The 18,683-nt window shown below is 68.1% G+C and carries 17 protein-coding genes; 9 read left to right on the top strand and 8 right to left on the bottom strand.

Annotated features, from left to right (window positions below; all coding sequences use genetic code 11):
- Positions 1–2 precede the first annotated feature (2 nt).
- Positions 3–506: a hypothetical protein gene (locus ACGHX3_RS15875; RefSeq protein WP_213604526.1), complete on the top strand. Its 504-nt coding sequence runs from the start codon at positions 3–5 to the stop codon at positions 504–506.
- Positions 507–675: 169 nt separating this feature from the next.
- On the opposite strand, the gene ACGHX3_RS15870 is transcribed toward ACGHX3_RS15875, so the two are convergent.
- From ACGHX3_RS15870 to ACGHX3_RS15835, 8 genes are all read right to left on the bottom strand, one after another.
- Positions 676–2,625, bottom strand: a complete 1,950-nt coding sequence (locus tag ACGHX3_RS15870; protein ID WP_213604527.1) for an acetyl-CoA hydrolase/transferase C-terminal domain-containing protein — start codon at positions 2,623–2,625, stop codon at positions 676–678.
- 44 nt (positions 2,626–2,669) lie between these two features.
- Positions 2,670–3,227 carry a flavin reductase family protein gene (locus tag ACGHX3_RS15865; RefSeq protein WP_213604528.1) on the bottom strand — a complete coding sequence of 186 codons (558 nt, stop codon included), beginning with the start codon at positions 3,225–3,227 and terminating at the stop codon, positions 2,670–2,672.
- Between the two features lie 38 nt (positions 3,228–3,265).
- Positions 3,266–3,883 carry an ATP-binding cassette domain-containing protein gene (locus ACGHX3_RS15860; protein ID WP_213604529.1) on the bottom strand — a complete coding sequence of 206 codons (618 nt, stop codon included), beginning with the start codon at positions 3,881–3,883 and terminating at the stop codon, positions 3,266–3,268.
- Positions 3,883–4,584, bottom strand: coding sequence for a molybdate ABC transporter permease subunit (gene modB / locus ACGHX3_RS15855; RefSeq protein ID WP_213604530.1), 702 nt, complete (start codon positions 4,582–4,584; stop codon positions 3,883–3,885). The genes ACGHX3_RS15860 and modB overlap by 1 nt, the downstream gene beginning before the upstream one ends.
- A 7-nt stretch (positions 4,585–4,591) precedes the next feature.
- Complete coding sequence (gene modA, locus ACGHX3_RS15850) at positions 4,592–5,380, bottom strand: molybdate ABC transporter substrate-binding protein (RefSeq protein WP_213604531.1); 789 nt, start codon at positions 5,378–5,380, stop codon at positions 4,592–4,594.
- A gap of 27 nt (positions 5,381–5,407) precedes the next feature.
- Complete coding sequence (locus ACGHX3_RS15845; RefSeq protein WP_213604532.1) at positions 5,408–5,785, bottom strand: molybdopterin-dependent oxidoreductase; 378 nt, start codon at positions 5,783–5,785, stop codon at positions 5,408–5,410.
- 145 nt (positions 5,786–5,930) lie between these two features.
- On the bottom strand, positions 5,931–6,746 hold the full coding sequence (locus ACGHX3_RS15840; RefSeq protein WP_213604533.1) for a S1/P1 nuclease: 816 nt from the start codon (positions 6,744–6,746) through the stop codon (positions 5,931–5,933).
- A gap of 64 nt (positions 6,747–6,810) precedes the next feature.
- Positions 6,811–7,431, bottom strand: a complete 621-nt coding sequence (locus ACGHX3_RS15835) for an OmpW family protein (protein ID WP_213604534.1) — start codon at positions 7,429–7,431, stop codon at positions 6,811–6,813.
- A 163-nt stretch (positions 7,432–7,594) separates the two neighbouring features.
- On the opposite strand from ACGHX3_RS15835, the gene gap reads away from it, so the two are divergent.
- The 8 genes from gap to ACGHX3_RS15795 all read left to right on the top strand — a co-directional run bounded on the left by gap (position 7,595) and on the right by ACGHX3_RS15795 (position 18,682).
- A complete protein-coding gene (gap, locus tag ACGHX3_RS15830; RefSeq protein WP_162336785.1) occupies positions 7,595–8,599 on the top strand; it encodes a type I glyceraldehyde-3-phosphate dehydrogenase in 1,005 nt (334 codons plus the stop codon).
- Positions 8,600–8,821: 222 nt separating this feature from the next.
- Complete coding sequence (locus ACGHX3_RS15825; RefSeq protein ID WP_213604592.1) at positions 8,822–11,527, top strand: DUF2339 domain-containing protein; 2,706 nt, start codon at positions 8,822–8,824, stop codon at positions 11,525–11,527.
- Entirely contained in the window at positions 11,524–12,876 is a 1,353-nt protein-coding gene (locus ACGHX3_RS15820; protein WP_394695582.1) for a DUF3999 family protein, read from the top strand. Before ACGHX3_RS15825 ends, ACGHX3_RS15820 begins: the two co-directional genes overlap by 4 nt.
- 71 nt (positions 12,877–12,947) lie before the next feature.
- The gene (locus ACGHX3_RS15815) at positions 12,948–14,123 is read left to right on the top strand and encodes a phosphoglycerate kinase (RefSeq protein ID WP_394695581.1); all 1,176 of its coding nucleotides are present in this window, start codon (positions 12,948–12,950) and stop codon (positions 14,121–14,123) included.
- A complete protein-coding gene (locus tag ACGHX3_RS15810) occupies positions 14,120–14,761 on the top strand; it encodes an HAD hydrolase-like protein (RefSeq protein ID WP_394695580.1) in 642 nt (213 codons plus the stop codon). Before ACGHX3_RS15815 ends, ACGHX3_RS15810 begins: the two co-directional genes overlap by 4 nt.
- 275 nt (positions 14,762–15,036) lie before the next feature.
- Complete coding sequence (gene pyk / locus ACGHX3_RS15805; protein WP_394695579.1) at positions 15,037–16,506, top strand: pyruvate kinase; 1,470 nt, start codon at positions 15,037–15,039, stop codon at positions 16,504–16,506.
- 137 nt (positions 16,507–16,643) lie between these two features.
- Positions 16,644–17,648, top strand: coding sequence for a class I fructose-bisphosphate aldolase (locus ACGHX3_RS15800; RefSeq protein WP_162336790.1), 1,005 nt, complete (start codon positions 16,644–16,646; stop codon positions 17,646–17,648).
- Positions 17,649–18,208: 560 nt separating this feature from the next.
- Positions 18,209–18,682, top strand: coding sequence for a MarR family winged helix-turn-helix transcriptional regulator (locus ACGHX3_RS15795; protein ID WP_394695578.1), 474 nt, complete (start codon positions 18,209–18,211; stop codon positions 18,680–18,682).
- Position 18,683 lies beyond the last annotated feature (1 nt).

Raw genomic sequence — 18,683 nt, 5'->3', positions numbered from 1 at the left:
CGATGAATGACACGGATGGCATCCGCCGCCTGATGATGGCGGTAGAGCGGCTGGAGGACGCCGCCGACAAGCAGGCGCGACAGATGGCCGATGGCCTGCAGCAGGCGCAACAGGTGAATGCCGGTCTGGCGACCGTCCGCGAGGCCGAGGAAGCGAAGCTGAAGCAGGCGATGGTGCGCCTGTTCCAGGATCAGCAGCAGAAGACCGAGGCCGCACTGCGGCCGGTTGTCGGCAGGGCGTGGCTGGGCCTCGTCGCCGGGGCTGTGGGCTTCGGCACGTTGTACGTGGGTCTCCTGCTACTCCTTCACCATGAGTACCAACGATTGAAGGATGCTCAGGTCCGCGCCGATGCGGCCGACGTGTCGGCCGAAGTCCTGCAGGCCTCCCGGCACGTCGAGATCACGTCCTGCGGCGGTCGTCCCTGCATTCTTGTCGATCGGGACACGCCGACCTGGAAGAGCCGGGGCAAGGAGTACGTCCTGGTGGATGGCAAACCCGTCATGTAGAAGAAGTGGCTTGGGCGTCAGGGGAGCGCCGCAGTGTGGTGCTGCAGCGCGGGACCATCGAACTCTTCGTCTGCGCGAAAGCCGTGAGCTACTGTCCCGTAGCTTCCGCCGCGGTGCCGCTTGCCCCGGTTTTCGCGGGTATGACGATCACACGGACCAGTCGCAGCGGTCACGACGGTTGACGCGTCTCCGATAGACCGAGCGTCAGCAGCTTCGCTTCCAGGCGTTCCCCGAGTGTCAAAGGCGACGAAAGCGCCATCCGGTCCATCGCCTCCGCATCGTCCGGCTTCGCCCCCAGCGCACGCAGCGCAGTGCCGATCTTCTTCCAAGGCGTGGCGGTATTCGCCTTCAGCCAGCCCAACGCCTTGACGATGCGCTGCTCAACGTCGGTGAAATCGCTACCCAGCGGATAGTCGGGCAGCGTGCCGTCGTGGCGGAACGCGCGAAGCCGTGCGGACAGGTGCACCGGCGTGTTGTCGATCCAGTGCGCGGGCGCATGGAAGCCGGCACGCAGCTTGCCGGCCTGTTGCGCCTGCTCCATCAGTGCCTGCTGGAAGCGCGCATCGGTGATGCCGCCCATCGCAATGATGCAGTCTTCATCGTTCCTGCCGCGAACATCGGCGATGCCGTACTCGTTGACGTAGACGTCGCGCAGGTGGCGCGGGATCGTCGTGTGTCCGTAGTTCCAGCGCACGTTCGATTCGGCGGCACCGGCGTCTTCGCGCACCGCGCGAAACATCAGCACGCTGCGTGCGCCGTCCAGCGCGTTCGACATATCGACGAAGTTGTACTGGCCGCCCACGCCCGACACCACGCGGCCGTCGTCCAGTCCATCGGACACGGCGGCGCCCAGCGCGGTCGCCATCATGCAGGAGTTGAAGAAGCGCGCATCGGGGCGCTGCAGGCGGGCCAGCGATTCGCGTCCGCGTTCCAGCTCGTTGATCAGGCTGATGCGGCGCATGCCGATGGCGCGACGCTGGTCGTCCGGCAACGTGCGTAGCCACTCGTAGAACGCCGGCGAGCCGAGGTAGAAGGCGCCGTGCAGGTATTCGCCATCGCGCTCCAGTCGTGCCTGGTCGCCGAGGTTGGCGGTGCCGTCGGCGAGCCGCTGCATCAGCGCCTCGTCGTCCACCACCTTGCGCCGGATCACGCCGGTTTCGACCAGTCGCTTGAAACCCTCGTTGATCATTTCACTGCAGCCGTACAGGCCGATGGCGAACGGATCGAGACCGCCGCTGGCGATCACCGCCGGGTGGCGCTCCAGGTCCGGATCCAGCGCGGCGAGCACGCGGCGGTACATCGCATTGTCGGTGTGGCGCAGCACCAGCGCATGGCACAGCGCATCGGCCAGCGCGCCGATGCCGATCTGCAGCGTGCCGCCATCGCGCACCAGCGTGCTGGCGTACAGGCCGATGGCGTAGTCGACGTCCGACACCGGCTGGCGCGGCAGGCCGAACAGCGCAGGGTAGGGGCCGGGCGGCGAGACGACCAGGTCGAAGTAGTCCTCGTCCACCGCTGCGGTGCCGCCGATCCACGGCAGCTCGGGATCCACTTCGGCCACCAGCAGCGGCCGTGGCAGGCCGCGCGCGACGATGGCATCCACGGCATCCTGGGTCAGGTCGTTGTTGCATGAGAAAGATAGCCGCGTGCCGCCGGCTTCGCGCGCGACCTTCTGCACGATGACGTTGAGCTCACGGTCTGCCAGCGCGCGCGCAACGTGCGTGTAGTTCAGGCTGGCGTAGTGCCGCTGTGCCGTGGTCGAGCGCAGCAGCGCGCCGCCCTGCATGTAGAACTCTTCGACCTCGATATTCGGCGGAAGCGCGTCACGCTTGATTGCCTGCACGTAGGCGAGGCGCGGGAAATCTTCTCCGAAGTGGCGCACCGCGAACGGCTTCACGAATCGCCCTTCCAGCCCCTTCCCACCGCCCGGCGGATCCAGCGACAGCGCCGTGTACAGCATCCACGACCGCGACGGTTCCGCGGCGATCCGCGCATACAGCGCATTCAACAGCCGGTGCGGCTTGCCGATGCCCAGCGGCGCGCCCATGCGCAACGGCCCATAGGTGTGGGACAGGATGAGGTCGACAGCGTCGTCGAGGTCGGTGAGGTGCTTGGCCATGCCGCCAGCGTACCCAGCCGGATGTTAACCGGCCATGGGCTGGCTCACTGCTCCAGCGTGTCCGGCCGGAACAGCCGTCGCCGCGAGACTTCCCGGCCCGACACCATGAAGCGGCCGTCGCCCCGGTAATGCACGGTGCGCGGCAGGCGGGGCGAGGTGGCGACATGCGCGTGGACGATGCGCCAGACGAAGAGGGGATAGTGGGCGGTGATGCGGGTTTCGTGCAGGCGGCATTCGAAGCGCGCGTGGCATTCGCCGATGCCGGGCGCGTCGACCTCGCGCGACGGCAATGCGGTCAGGCCGAAGCGCTCGAACTTGTCCTGCTCGGTGCTGCTGCAGTTGCCGATCCGGACCACCGTGTCCAGCAGGTCTTCGGTCGGCAGGTTGATCACGCACTCGCGGCTGGCGCGGGCCAGCGCGTGGCTGCGGTTCGCCTGCCAGAGGTACGTGCCGATCAGGTCGTAGCCCAGCATCATGTGCCACCCCAGCGTCATGATGGCGCGCTCGTCCCGGTGCGCGGTGCTGAGCAGCACGACAGGGCCGGGCTCCAGATAGCGTCGCGCCCGGTCGGGCGGCAGGGTCTTCCAGCGTTGCTTGCTCATGCGGCGGCTCCGATGTCCGGAAGCAGCCTACGCGCGGCTCAGTCGAGAGCGTGTATGGAATCGGCGACGCGCCGGACTTCGTCCGGGTGGTGGCTGACGTAGACGATGGGCAGGCGGATCTCGTCGCGCACGCGCTGCAGATAGGGGATCAGTTCCTCGCGGCGCGCCTGGTCCAGCGCCGACAGCGGCTCGTCGAACAGCAGCAGCGAGGGCTGCGACAGCAGCGCACGGCCGATCGCCACGCGCTGTGCTTCGCCGCCGGACAGGTTGCGCGTGCGCCGCGCCAGCAGCGGCGCGACGCCGAGCAGGTCGACTACGGCATCGAAGCCGAAGCGTGGCGCGCCGCGTCCGCCATGCCGTCCGTACAGCAGGTTTCGGCGGACATCGAGATGCGGGAACAGCCGAGCATCCTGGAACACGTAGCCGACGCGCCGGCGATGCACGGGCTCGTCGATCTGCTGTGCGCTGGCGAACAGGCAATGACCGTCCACGTCGATGCGACCTGCGATCGGCTTCACCAGCCCGGCAATGGCATTGAGCACCGAGGTCTTGCCTGCACCCGACGGTCCGACCAGCGCGATCACCCGGGCGTCGTCGTCGATGCGCACATGGCGATGGAAGTGGCCGCGTCGCAGTTCGATATCGAGCTTCAGCATCAGCTCTCCTCCCCGTGGCGCGTGTGGTGGCGCCGTACCAGCCATTCGGAGAACAGCAGCGCGGCCAGCGAGATCACGACGGCCACGGCGGCCAGCCGCCAGATGCCGGCTTCGCCGCCGGGCACCTGCATCAGGCCGTAGATCGCGGAAGACAGTGTCTGGGTTTCGCCGGGGATATTGGATACGAAGGTGATGGTGGCGCCGAATTCGCCCAGCGCCTTCGCGAAGGCCAGCACGCTGCCGGCGACCAGCCCGGGCCAGGCCAGCGGCAGGGTGATGGTGAAGAAGACGCGCCACGGCCCGGCGCCGAGCGTGGACGCGGCCTGTTCCAGCCGGCGGTCCGTCGCTTCCAGCGATAGCCGGATGGAGCGCACCATCAGCGGGAAGCCCATCACCGCGCAGGCCAGCGCGGCACCCGTCCAGCGGAACGCGAAGACGATGCCGAAGTGCTCCTGCAGGAACGCGCCGACGGTGCCCTGCGTGCCGAGCGTGACCAGCAGCGCGTACCCCATCACGACCGGGGGCAACACGAGCGGGAGGTGCACGAGGGCGTCGAGCAGCGCCTTGCCGGGAAACCGCGTGCGCGCCAGCAGCCAGCCGACCAGCACGCCGAGCGGCAGGCTGGCCATCGCCGCCACCAGCGCCACCTTCAGGCTCAGGCGGATGGCGGTGAGTTCTTCCGGCGAGAACGCGTCGAGCATGCTCGGGTCAGGGTTTCACGGCGAAGCCGCGGCGCTGGAAGATCGCGCCGGCGGCGGGCGAGGCCAGCCAGTGCACGAACTGCGTCGCCTGCGCGGAGCGCGCACCACGCAGTGCCGCCACCGGGTAGACGATCGGCGGATGCGAATCCTCCGGAAAGGTCGCGAGTACACGTACGCCCGGCTCCGCCTTAGCGTCCGAGGCGTACACGATGCCCAGCGGCGTCTCGCCGCGCGCCACCAGCATCAGCGCTGCACGCACGCTGTCGGATTCGGCCAGCCGTGCCTTGACGCCGTTCCACAGCGACAGCGATTCCAGCGAGGCCTTGGCGTACTTGCCGGCCGGCACCGTCTGCGTCTGGCCTACCGCGAGGCGTCCGTCGCCGAGGGCGGCGAGGAGCGTGGCGGGCCGCTTCAGGTCGACGCGTGCCTTGCTCGCCTTGGGCGCGACCAGTACCAGCTGGTTGCCCAGCAGACTGCGGCGCGTGGCGACCTCGAGCTTGTCGCGTTCTTGCAGGTAGTCCATCCACTCCAGGTCGGCGGAGAAGAACACGTCAGCCGGCGCACCCTGTTCGATCTGCCGTGCCAGCGCGGAGCTGGCGGCGTACGACACGCGGACCGGGATGCCGGTATGCGTCTGGTAGGCGGTGGCGGCTTCGTCCAGCGATTCCTTCAGGCTGGCGGCGGCGAAGACGGTGAGACCTGCCTTGTTCTGCGCGCGCGCGATGGGTGGCACGAGCACGGTGGCGAGCAGCAGGGCGGCGGTTGCGACGGGGCGGAGCAACGCGGACAGGTTCATGCGAACGACTCCAGTGGGGAAGGTGGGCTACTCGATGATGAAGGTCTGGACTTGGCGGGCGCTGCGCGCTGGCCGTGTGTCGCCGGGAATCAGCAGGCGTGCCGGGCCGGCGTCGGCCGGCAATGGCTTGCCGTCGCACTGGTCGGTCACGTAGACGCGCTGCTTGCCGAGGGTCGGATCCAGTTCGCCCAGTGAGAACACCACCGTGTAGCCATCACGCGCACGCACTTCCACGTGGCGGGCGAGGTCGGTGCCGCGAAGCGGGTCGGCGGGCATCGCGCCGGCGTGCCGCAGTATGTCGACGAGATCCACGCCGCTGCACGTCATTGCCTTGCCGTGCACGTCCATGCTGACCGTGCGGCGCGGCAGGCCTTGCAACAGGTCGACATGCCAAGGCAGTTCCATCCGGCCCGTCGGTCGCGCGGACGGCGCATGCGCGGCATGCGACTGCGCATGGACGGGCAGGGCCGAAGGGATCAGGGAGATTGCGAACAGGAGCGGGAGACAGGGGCGGCGCGTCATGTGCGATCTCGTGATGTCCAGGGGAAGGTCAGTGACGGTCCAGCGCCTTGTTCAACACCGCTGCCAGTGCCACGCCGCCGGCGCGCAGCTGGCGCTCGGCGATGGGCAGGTGCTTGTCCACATAGGACTGTTCGAGCTTCGCGCGGCGGGGATAGAAATCCGGTTGGGTCACCACATGGCACGACTGCTCGGCCCAGGCCGCCGCCGGTGGAGGCAGGGTCATCGCCGGGAGGGTGGGACGTGGCAGCGTACGCAGATGGTCCAGATACGTTTGCTCGCTGCGGCCGGTGGACAGCAGCATGCGGCTGTCCCACAGCGTGTGCATGTTGGTGCCGCGCCCGTTCCAGTTGATCTGGAACTCATTGCCGCCCTTGTCGTGTCCATAACCGGCGTGCAGCGGTTGGTGGGCATCGCCGACGAAATGCACGACGAACTTCAGTGCCTGCAGGCGCTCGGCACGCGGACGCCGCGCGTCGGCCAGGATCGCCGTCTGTTTGCGGATCGCCTCCACCACGCAGTTGCCACCGGGGCAGTCGCGTTGTTGCAGGTAGGCGCAGTCGTGCTCGCCGATGTTGACGAAGTGCCAGTTCGCGGATTCGCGTCCGAGTGCGGGATCGTTCTTGCGCAGGTCGTCGGCCCAGCCGGCGATCCCCGCCAGCGTGGGATCGGGCTCGCCCTGCAGCAGGGTGTCGATCTGGCGGCGGGTGTCGGGCGAGAGATCGTCCCAGGCCAGCAGCGCCACCAGCCGATGGCCGAGCAGGCCCCAGGCGTGCGCGGGAACCGGCATCAGCGCGAGTGCGAGCGATGCGACGAGCGTGAGCGCGAAAAGAAGGGAACGGACCATGCCGGTACTGTAACCGACACGGGCCGTTCCCCGATTTACCGCAGGCGCCGGATCGAGCGCGTGCTCAGAACTTCAGGACATAAGCCACGCCGTACACCAGCGGGTCGATGTTGGCCGTGCCCAGCTTGGCACCGTCCACTTCCACCTTGGTGTCGATGTCGGCCCAGCGCACATCCACGCGCACCGCGCTGCGCTCGCTGACCTTGAAGTCGAGGCCGGCATGGGCGGCAAGGCCCCAGGAGTCGTCCAGCTTCAGCCTGGTGCCTTCGAGCGCACCGGTGGTGTCTTCGCTGAAGAAGGTCGTGTAGTTCAAGCCCACGCCGAGCAGCGGCGACACCTTGCCCTTGCTGTTGAAGTGGTACTGCAGCGACACGGTCGGCGGCAGGTGCTTGGTTTCGCCCACCTTGCCCACGCCCTTCACCGCGATGTCGTGCTTGAACGGCAGTGCGGCCAGCACTTCCAGGCCCAAGTTGTCGCGCAGGAAGTATTCGAAGGTCACCGTCGGCTTGACGTCGCTGTCGATCTCCAGCGGCAGGGTGCCGCCGGCGAGGGCGCCGTTGTCGGACTTCGGGTTGACCTGGTGCACGCCCACGCCCAGTGTCCAGTCGCCCTTGGACTGGGCGAAGGCGGGAACGGCGGTGCCCAGGGCGAGGGCGATGGCAATCGGGACAAGGGTCTTCTTCATGGTGGTGACGCTCGTTGGAATGTGGCGCCAGTCTCTGCCCGCGTTTCCCGTGCCGCCTTGATCCTGATCAATGCCTGCGGGGACGTGCCGGCGGGGCGGCCTGTTAGAATGTCGGCCCCCGTCAACCCCGCCGCGCCAGGCGCGGCCGCAGGAGTCCCGAGCAATGTCGATCAAGGTGGGTATCAACGGCTTCGGCCGCATCGGACGCAACGTGCTGCGTTCCGCCGTGCAGAACTTCGGCAACGACATCGAGATCGTCGCCATCAACGATCTGCTGGAGCCGGACTACCTGGCCTACATGCTGCAGTACGACTCCGTGCATGGCCGCTTCGACGGTGACGTGAAGGTCGAAGGCGGCGCGCTGTTCGTCAACGGCAAGAAGATCCGCCTGACCCAGGAACGCGACCCCGCCAACCTCAAGTGGGATGAAGTGGGCGCCGACATCGTCATCGAATCCACCGGCCTGTTCCTCGACAAGGCCACCGCGCAGAAGCATCTCGACGCGGGCGCGAAGAAGGTCGTCCTGTCGGCACCGTCGAAGGACGACACGCCGATGTTCGTCTATGGCGTGAACCACGAGACCTACAACGGCGAGGCGATCATCTCCAACGCCTCGTGCACGACCAACTGTCTGGCGCCGATCGCCAAGGTGCTGCACGACAAGTGGGGCATCAAGCGCGGCCTGATGACCACCGTGCACGCGGCTACCGCCACGCAGAAGACGGTCGACGGCCCGAGCAACAAGGACTGGCGCGGCGGCCGCGGCATCCTCGAGAACATCATCCCGTCGTCCACCGGTGCAGCCAAGGCCGTCGGCGTGGTCATCCCTTCGCTCAACAAGAAGCTGACGGGCATGTCGTTCCGCGTGCCGACCAGCGACGTGTCGGTGGTCGACCTGACCGCCGAACTCGAGAACCCGGCCACGTACGACGAGATCAAGGCCGAGATGAAGGCGCAGAGCCAGGGCGCGTTGAAGGGCATCCTCGGCTACACCGAGGACAAGGTCGTCGCCACCGATTTCCGCGGCGACACCCGCACCTCGATCTTCGACGCGGAAGCCGGCATCGCGCTGGACCCGACCTTCGTCAAGATCGTCAGCTGGTACGACAACGAGTGGGGCTACTCCAACAAGTGCCTGGAAATGGTCCGCGTGGTCGCCGGCAAGTAAGGCGCACTGAGCCGCCGTATCGCACGGGCGCCCTTGGGGCGCCCGTGTCGTTTCCGGGTATCGTCATGTGATACGAGATGGGCGGGATTGCGCCACCGGCGCATCGGATTCTTGCAAATCCGGTGGCCTTGCCCGAGGCTGCGGCGAGGCTGAAGGGACGGCCGGGGAGCGGATGCCCGTTCCCGCACCGAACACGCAACGACGGGGTAGGCGATGGATGATCTGGCGGGAATTCTGGTGTTGCTCGGCCTGGCCGTACTGGCGGTGCCGGTACTGCTGATCGTGGCGCTGGTGGCGATCAGCGGCCTGAAGCGCCGCGTCGCCGATCTGGAGCGGCAGGTAAGCCAACTGCGCGTGCCGCAGGCTGCCGTGGTCGCACCGGAGGCCGTGGCGCCTGCGCCCGCCGACACCGGCCCCACCCTGGCGGAACTCGTACGCTCGCCGCCGCCGCGCGTGGAAACGCCGCCTCCCGTGCAGGCGAGCACGCCACCGCCGATTCCTCCGCGCCAAGCGCCGCCGCCGGAGATCCCCGCACAACCTGCGGCCGCGTTGCCGCCGCGTCCGCCGCGCGACGAACCGCCGCCGCGTCCCGCCAAGCCTGATGTGTTCACCGTTGCGCTCCGCGCGGTGCAGCGCTGGTTCACCGTCGGCAACGTGCCGGTGAAGATCGGCGTGCTGGTGCTGTTCGCCGGCGTGGCCGCGCTGCTGAAGTACGGCGCCGACCAGGGCTGGTTCTCGCTGCCGCCGGAGCTGCGCCTGGCTGGCATCGCCGCCGCTGCGCTGGGCGCGCTGGTGTTCGCGTGGCGCAAGCGCGACAGCAACCGCACGTTCGCGCTCAGCCTGCAGGGCGGCGCCATCGGGGTGCTGCTGCTGGTGGTGTTCGCCGCGGTCAAGATCTTCGGGGTGATCCCGGCCGGCGCGGCCTTTGCGCTGAGCATCGTGCTGATCGCTGGCGCGGGCATGCTGGCCGTCCTGCAGGACGCGAAGTCGCTGGCGGTGTTCGCGCTGCTCGCGGGCTTCCTTGCGCCGATCTGGCTGTCCACCGGCAGCGGCAACCATGTCGCGCTGTTCTCGTACTACGCCGTGCTCAATGCTGCCATCGTCGGCATTGCCTGGTACAAGTCGTGGCGCGTACTGAACCTGCTCGGCTTCGTCTTCACCTTCGGCATCGGCACGGCGTGGGCGCTGTTCGATTACGCACCGGAGAAGTACGCCAGCACGCAGCCGTTCCTGGCCTTGTTCTTCGTCTTCTATCTGCTGATCCCGTTGCTGTTTGCGCGTCGCCAGCCGGCCGGTCGCCGCGACTTCATCGATGGCTGCCTGGTGTTCGGCATGCCGCTGGTGGCGTTCTCGCTGCAGGCGGGCCTGATGCAGGGCGGCAGCTTCGAAGACAGCCGCCTGCCGCTGGCGTTCTGCGCGCTCGGCCTGGGTATGCTGTATGCGGGGCTGTCGTGGACATTGCGTCGCCGCGCGAACTACGACGTGCTCGCACAGTCGTACGCGTTGCTGGCGGTCGGTTTCGCCACCCTGTCGGTCCCCCTGGCGCTGTCGGCGCAGGCCACGGCCTGCGTGTTCGCGCTGGAAGGCGCGGCGTTGGCTTGGCTGGGCCTGCGGCAGTCGCGGTTGTTGCCGCAGCTGACCGGTGCGGGTCTGCAGATCGCGGCGGCAGTGGCGTTCTTCATCGCACAGGTCGACGTGGCCTCGTGGCGCGAGAGCGTGGATGCGACGATGTTCGCCAATGCGTCGTTCATGAGCGCCCTGCTGATCACGGTGGCCGGCTTCGCCAGTGCGTGGGTGTACCGCGCGCGTGGCCATGGCGTGGCGCTGGTCTACTACCTGTGGGCCCTCGCGTGGTGGCTGGGCAACGGCATGGTCGAGATCGATACGCATGTCGCCTATCGCGCCGAACCCGACGCACTGCTGGCATTCGCCGCGCTGACCGGCTGGCTGGCGGCCGAAGTGCATCGTCATCGTCCGTCCACCGCGTTGGCGTGGACGACGCTGGCCGCATTGGCATCCGCGGTTCCGTTCGCGCTGTGGCAATCGGAGGTGCACCAGCAGCCGTTCGCGGGTCACGGCGCCTGGGCGTGGCTCGCCTACGCCGTGCTGGGTGTGCGCAGCCTGATGTGCCTGCGCGACAGCGACCATCGCCTTGCCGGCGCGGCGCAGTTCGTGTGGTGGCTGGTGTGGCCGCTGGTCGCGAGCCTGCTCCTGGCCTGGTTGCCCGGCCACGTGGAGGGCATGGGTGGCGGGTGGCAGGCCGGCCTCATCGCGCTGCCGTGGCTGGTGGTCGTTGCGCTGGCGCTGTTCCGCTGGGACTGGCTGGCGGCCCCATTGGGCGGGCGCTTCGACGCATGGCGCACGCCCTTGTTCTGCGTGCTGTTCGTCGCGCTGGGCTTGTGGTGGCTGGTTTCGCTCTTCATGTCCGGCGACGCGCATCCGTTGCCCTGGATTCCGGTGCTGAATCCGATGGAACTGGCGCAACTCGCCACACTGGTGCTGCTGCTGCGCTGGTGGATGCCGGAGGCGCGCGTGCTGCCGCCGTCGCGCATCGTGCTGCTGTCGTCGCTGGCGTTCGTGTGGATCACCTCGGTGGTGCTGCATGCCGTGCATCACTGGGGCGGCGTGCCGTGGAACGAGGGCCTGCTGTCGGGCAGCCTGGCGCAGACCAGCCTGACCGTCACCTGGAGCGTACTGGGCGTGCTGGGCTGGGTGATCGGGTCGCGTCGCGGCCAGCGCATGCTGTGGCTGGGCGGTGCGGTGCTGATGGGCGTGGTACTGGCGAAACTGGTGTTCGTCGACCGTCAGCACCTGGGCAACCTGCTGGGCATCGGTTCGTTCATCGCGTACGGCCTGCTGTGCACGGTGGTGGGTTACCTGGCGCCGGCACCGCCGCGCCGCGTCGACAACGAGGAAGCGACCACATGAAGAAGTTCCTGATGCTCCTCGGCCTGCTGCCGCTGATGGCGGCCGCGCAGGCGCCCGCGCCCTACGCGAAGCGATGGCCGCTGGTGCTGTCCGGCGAGCAGGCCGGCGCTTACCGCGTCGTGCTGGACCATGAGGTCTACGCTACCACCGCCTGGCCCGACCTGCGCGACGTGGACGTGCTGGATGCGCACGGCAGGCCGGTCGCGGCGGCGCTGTTCGGCCCCGAGCAACCGACGGCATTGCCGGCGCGACGCATCGTCGTGCCGTGGTTCCCGCTGCCGGCGTCGATGCAGGATGCCGGCACGTCGTCGCGCGTGTCGGCCCAGTTCGGCGAGAACGGGCGCATCGTCCGCATCGAAGCCGACACCGGTGCCGCCACCGGGGCGGGTCCGTCGCGAGCCTTCCTGGTCGACCTGAGCGGCATCCGCGACCGTGCCGAAGCGCTGGAATTCACCTGGGACACCGGCACGCCACGCGAGGCGAGCTATCGCGTGGAGGGCAGCCACGACCTGCAGGCCTGGGACGTGGTGCAGGATCGGGTGACGCTGGTGGAACTGCAGCGGGGCGCGCAACGCCTGCTGCGCGACGACGTGCCGATCCAGAGCGGCTTGCGCTACGTGCGCTTCGTGCCGCTGGATGCGTCGCCCGCACTGCCGATCCGCGAAGTCCGCGTGCGCCTGGACGCCGTGCACCTGCAGCAGGCCGTGCAGTGGTCGGAACTGCAGGGAAAGCGCGTGTCCGAGCAGGGCGTCGACGCGTTCACCTATGAGAACACCGGGCGCCATCCGGTCGCCTTCGCCGACCTGGCGATGGACGACTACGCGGTGGGGGAGTGGACGCTGGAAAGCCGCGACGCGACCGATGCGCCGTGGCGGCTTCGCGCAGGCCCGTGGGTGGCGTATCGGGTCGGTGGCGATCGTCCGAGCGCGTCGCCCGCGCAGCCGTTGGCGAGCGAGCCGGCACGCGACCGCTACTGGCGCCTGCGCAATCGCAGCGCATTGCCCGATCAGGTGCCTACGCTGAGGCTGGGGTACCGCCCCGAGGTGATGGTCTTCCTTGCGCAGGGCACGCCGCCGTACGCGCTGGTGGCAGGCAGCGCAACGGCACGCAGAGCCGTCGTGCCGATGCCGGCGCTGGTGGATGCGCTGCGTCGTGACCGGGGCGAAGACTGGCAACCTGCGCCTGCGTACCTGTCGCCGGCCTCGGCGCTCGCCGGTGATGCGGCGCTGATCGCACCGCCCACGCCGCGCGACTGGAAGACCTGGCTGCTGTGGGGCCTGCTGGTGCTGGGCGCCGCGCTGGTGGCGGCCTTCGCCTTCAGCCTGTTACGCAGCCGTCCACCGGCGTAGTCCGCGCCTCGTTTGCGGCATGCGGGGGCAGGCGGGACAATAGCGGTCTTTCCCGCTGCCCAGGACCTCCCATGCCCATCGTCCGCATGACCGACCTCGACCTCGCCGGCAAGCGCGTGCTGATCCGCCAGGATCTGAACGTGCCGATCGACGGTGGCCGCATCACTTCCGAGCAGCGCATCACCGCGTCCCTGCCGACGCTGAAGCTGGCGCTGCAGAAGGGCGCGGCGGTCATGGTGACCTCGCACCTCGGGCGTCCGAAGGAAGGCGTGTGGAGCGAAGCCGATTCGCTGGCGCCGGTCGCCGCGCGCCTGTCGGAACTGCTCGGCGTCGACGTGCCGCTGGTGAAGGACTGGGTGGAAGGCGTCGATGTCGCACCCGGGCAGATCGTCCTGCTCGAGAACTGCCGCATGAACGTCGGCGAGGGCAAGGACGACGAGGCACTGTCGAAGCAGTACGCCGCGCTGTGCGACGTGTTCGTCATGGATGCCTTCGGTACCGCGCACCGCGCGCAGGCCTCCACGCACGGCGTGATCCGCTTCGCACCGGTCGCCGCCGGCGGCCCGCTGCTGATGGCCGAACTGGACGCGCTCGACAAGGCGCTGGCCAATCCCGCACGTCCGCTGCTCGCCATCGTCGCCGGCAGCAAGGTCTCCACCAAGCTGGAACTGCTGACCAGCCTGGTCGGCAAGGTCGATCAGCTGATCGTGGGCGGCGGCATCGCCAACACCTTCATCGCGGCGGAAGGCCATGCGGTCGGCAAGTCGCTGTACGAAGCCGACCTGATCGATACCGCGAAGAAGATCGACGCCGACGCCAAGGCGCGCGGTGCCGAGATTCCGCTGCCGACCGACGTGGTGGTCGCCACCGCGTTCGCCGCCGATGCGCCGGCGACGGTGAAGGCCGTTGACGCGGTCGCAGCCGACGACCTGATCCTCGATATCGGTCCGCAGACCGCACAGCGCTATGCCGAGCTGATCAAGTCGGCAGGCACGGTGGTGTGGAACGGCCCGGTGGGCGTGTTCGAATTCGATGCCTTCGGCAAGGGCACCGAGACGCTGGCGCACGCCATCGCACAGTCGAAGGCGTTCTCCATCGCCGGCGGCGGCGACACGCTGGCGGCGGTGGACAAGTACGGCATCGCCGACGACATCAGCTACATCTCCACCGGCGGTGGCGCGTTCCTGGAATTCCTGGAGGGCAAGACGCTGCCGGCCGTTGCCGCGCTGCAAGCACGCGCGCAGTGAGCCGCGATACGCTGTTCTTCGATCTCGACGGCACCCTGATCGATTCGGCCGTCGGCATTACCCGCTGCATCGCGCATGCGTTGGCGCAGTTCGAGCATCCGGTTCCGCCAGAGGCCGAGCTGCGTGGCTGGATCGGCCCGTCGCTGCGAACCAGCTTCCTGCCGCTGCTCGGCGATCCGGTGAAGGTCGAAGCCGCCGTCGAACACTACAGGGAGCGCTTCGAGTCGCACGGCTGGCTTGAGCACCAGGTCTATGCCGGGATCGGCGAGGCAATCGAGGCGCTGCACGCCGATGGCCACCGGCTCGCCGTGGTCACCGCGAAGAACGAACCGCATGCGCGCAAGATCCTGGCGCATCTGCCGTTCGGGCACCGCTTCGAGGACATCATCGGCGCCACCGCCGATGGCCGCCTGAGCCACAAGAAGGATCTGATCGGTGAAGCACTGCGTCGCCTGTCGCTCGCGGCCGACGCATGCTGGATGATCGGCGACCGCCACATGGACATCGATGGCGCGCATCACCACGGCATGCGCAGCGTCGGCGTGTTGTGGGGCTTCGGCGGTGAAGCGGAGTTGCGCGACGCGGGCGCGACCCGGCTCGCAGGCGCACCCGACCAATTGCGGCCACTGTTCGCCTGAGCGGGACGCGCGCGATCAAACGCGCGTTTCATCGTCTCGTTTTTTGCGCAGTCGGGTGTGCGTGCGCAGCATCCATCGCATGCGCAGAGACCAAAAAAATACCAGTCGTCCAGTGTGCGCGATGCTGACCAAAGCGCTTGAAAACAGCGCTTTCCGCACGTCGCTGCAAGCGCGAGGCACGCTGTCCCGGGACAGTCGCATGACGTCGCGAAGCCCGACCTCAACGACGCTGTTTCGCTGTGGTAGCGTTTGCGCGATCACACGGAACCCGCACCATGACCGAACGCCAGCGCCGCACCAAGATCCTCGCCACCCTCGGACCGGCGACGGACCCGCCGGGCGTGCTGGAAGACCTGTTCCGTGCCGGCGTCAACGTGGTGCGCTTGAACTTCTCGCACGGCGATCCTTCCGGACAGGCGAAGCGCGCCGCGGCGGTGCGCCTCGCCGCGCAGCGTGTCGGCGCCGAGGTCGGCATCCTCGCCGACCTGCCGGGCCCGAAGATCCGCGTCGAGCGGTTCGCCGAAGGCAAGGTGGTGCTGAAGACGGGCGACCGCTTCGACCTGGTGGCCAATGTCAACGCGCCGCCCGGCGATGCCTCGCAGGTGGGTGTGAGCTACCTCGGCCTGCCCGGCGACGTGGAGGCCGGCGACGTGCTGTTGCTCGACGACGGCCTGATGCAGCTGAAGGTGGTGTCGGTCGAAGGCGAGCGCATCGTCTGCACCGTGCTCAACGACGGCGTGCTGTCCGACCGCAAGGGCCTGAACAAGCAGGGCGGTGGCCTGTCGCTGGGCGCGCTGACCGAGCGCGACCGCGAACTGATCGCCTACGTGGCCGAGAACATCGGCGTGGATTTCATCGCCGTGTCGTTCTGCCGCAACGCCGACGACATGAACGAAGCGCGCCGCATCGCGCGTGAGCACGGCTGCGATGCTGCGCTCGTCTCCAAGATCGAGCGCACCGAAGCCATCGAGAACCTGGCCGAGATCGTCGACGCCAGCGACGTGGTGATGGTGGCGCGCGGCGATCTTGGCGTGGAGATCGGCGATGCCGAACTGCCAGGCCTGCAGAAGAAGATCATTCGCGAGTCGCTGGCGCGCAACAAGGTGGTCATCACCGCCACCCAGATGCTGCAGTCGATGGTGGACAGCCCGATTCCCACGCGCGCCGAAGTGCTGGACGTGGCCAACGCCGTCATCGACGGCACCGACGCGGTGATGCTGTCGGCGGAAACCGCGGCGGGCAGCTATCCCGTCCGTGCGGTCGAGGCGATGGCGCGTATCTGCCTGGGTGCCGAGAAGCAGTTCGAAATGGACACCGACTTCGAGAAGGCGCCGCGCAACCTGGAACGCGCCGACCACGCCATCGCGATGGCGACGATGTTCCTGTCCGAGCACATCGGCGTGCGTGCGATCGTCGCGATGACCGAATCCGGCGGCACCGCACGCTTCCTGTCGCGCTTCCGCTCCAATGCGCCGATCTATGCGTTCTCGCGCCACGACGGCGCGCGCCGCAAGATGGCGATGATCCGCGACGTGTTCCCGATCGCGTTCGACAGCCGCGGCCTGGCGCCGCGCGAGGCCGCGCGCGATGCGATGCGCGTGCTGCACGACCGCGAACTGCTGGCCGAGGGCGACCGCGTCATCTTCACCAGCGGCGACCACATGGAGCGCCACGGCGCCACCAACACGCTGCGCCTGCTGCAGATGGGCGAGCGCGGCAAGGCCGAGGGTCTGGGCGAGCTGTAAGCGGTTCCGGCCGCGCGGCACAACCGCTGCGGCTGCCGGAGCCGGGCGCGCTGCGGCGCGTTCTTCGCCGTGATTGCCCGCTCTCGGCGGGGTGCGGTCTATAATTGGTCTCTTTTTCGCCCCGCCACAGGAATCCCATGAGCATCGAACAGCTTGCCGAAACCGCCCAGGCCATGGTCGCCGCGGGCAAGGGCATCATCGCGATCGACGAGTCCACCACCACCATCGCCAAGCGGTTCCAGGGCGTGGGCATCGAGAACACGGAAGAGAACCGTCGCGCGTACCGCGAGCTGCTGCTCACCACGCCGAAGCTGTCGGACTACATCTCCGGTGCCATCCTGTTCGACGAAACCCTGCGCCAGTCCACCAAGGACGGCGTGCCGTTCGCCAAGTACATGGCCGACCACGGCATCATCCCCGGCATCAAGGTCGACAAGGGCACGCATGCCCTGGCCGGCTGCCCGGGTGAAGTGGTCACCGAAGGCCTCGACGGCCTGCGCGACCGCCTGAAGGAGTACTACAAGCTGGGCGCGCGCTTCGCCAAGTGGCGTGCGGTCATCACCATCGGCGAGGACATCCCGTCCGGCACCTGCATCGAGGCGAATGCGCACGCGCTGGCCCGCTACGCCGCGCTGTGCCAGGAATGCGGCCTGGTGCCGATGGTGGAGCCGGAAGTGCTGATGGACGGCGACCACAACATCGAAGTCTGCTACGAAGTTACCGAGGCCGTACTGCGCTCGCTGTTCGGTGCGCTGTACGAGCAGAACGTGCTGCTGGAAGGCACCATCCTGAAGGCCTCGATGGTCATCGCCGGCAAGGACTGCGAAGAGCAGGCCGACGTCGACGAAGTGGCCGAGTCCACCGTGATGTGCCTGAAGAGCACCGTGCCGGCGATCCTGCCGGGCGTGGTGTTCCTGTCCGGCGGCCAGACCGACGAGCAGTCCACCGCCCACCTCAACGCCATGAACCAGCTCGGCAACCTGCCGTGGCCGCTGAGCTTCTCCTACGGCCGCGCCATGCAGCAGGCCGCGCTGAAGCTGTGGTCGCAGGACCTGACCGGCAACTTCGCCAAGGCCCAGGCCGTGGTGTACGAGCGCGCCAAGGAAAACGGCCTGGCTGCGCTGGGCAAGTGGGAAGGCTGATCGCCCGCGCCACCTGAAGTGATTCCGACGCCGGCCTCGTGCCGGCGTCGTCGTTTCCGGGGTCGGAATCCGACATTCAAGCGTGTCCGCCGCTCCGCCGCTCCGCCGATGCGTCATTCCCGCGCAGGCGGGAACCCAGTGCCTTCGGCTTCACGGCGGAAAGTCGCTGGGTCGCCGCCTGCGCTGGGATGACAGCGCTCTTTCCGTCAACTCAGTGCAGGCGCTCGCTTGACGCAGGGCGCTGTGATGGTCATTTGCGGGGATCCAAACTCCCTGCCAACGGTGGCGCCCGGTCCAGCACACCGTCGTTCCCGCGAAGGCGGGAACCCAGTGCCTTCGGCTTCACAGCGGGAAAGTCGCTGGGTCGCCGCCTGCGCGGGGATGACGAACCTCCTTCCTTCGCCGATGCGGCCCCGCTGCTGCGAGCCTGAAGAAGGGCTCGGCGACTGCCTACAGGACGGGCTCCCGTCCCTGAAGACCCTGACCTGTAGCGAAAGCGCGGCTGAACAAGTTTCTTCGCCTTGAATATAATTGCCTAAGCATCTATATCATAGGCACCCATGAAGACACCTGCCGGCCAAAGCACCATCGGTTATCTGATCGCGGACCTGAGCCGGTTGTTCGGCCGCGTCTTCGACCGCCGCGCCGCACATCTCGGCCTGACCCGCGTGCAGTGGCGTGCGCTCAAGCGCATCCATCAGAGCGAAGGCATCACCCAGTCCGAACTGGCCGACCTGCTCGACATGGAGCCGATCGCCGTCGGCCGCGTGATCGACCGCCTGCAGAAGGCCGGCTTCGTCGAGCGCCGCAGCGATCCGGAAGACCGGCGCGTGTGGCGCCTGCACCTGCTGCCGCAATCCGACGCGGTGATGCACGACATCGAGGCCGTGGCCACCTCGGTCCGCGAGGACTGCCTGGCCGGCATCGATGCGGACGAACTGGAAACGGCCCTGAAGGTGCTCGGCCAGATCCGCGAAAACCTCTCCCTGCTCGACCGCGCCAGTCGCGCCGAGTCCTCCCTCCGCAAGAGCTGAC

It is taken from the genome of Pseudoxanthomonas japonensis, assembly GCF_043632995.1.
Taxonomy (GTDB): Bacteria; Pseudomonadota; Gammaproteobacteria; order Xanthomonadales; family Xanthomonadaceae; genus Pseudoxanthomonas_A; species Pseudoxanthomonas_A japonensis.
The sequence above is the reverse complement of the archived record's forward strand: the minus strand, read 5'-3'. Positions and strand labels throughout refer to the sequence as shown.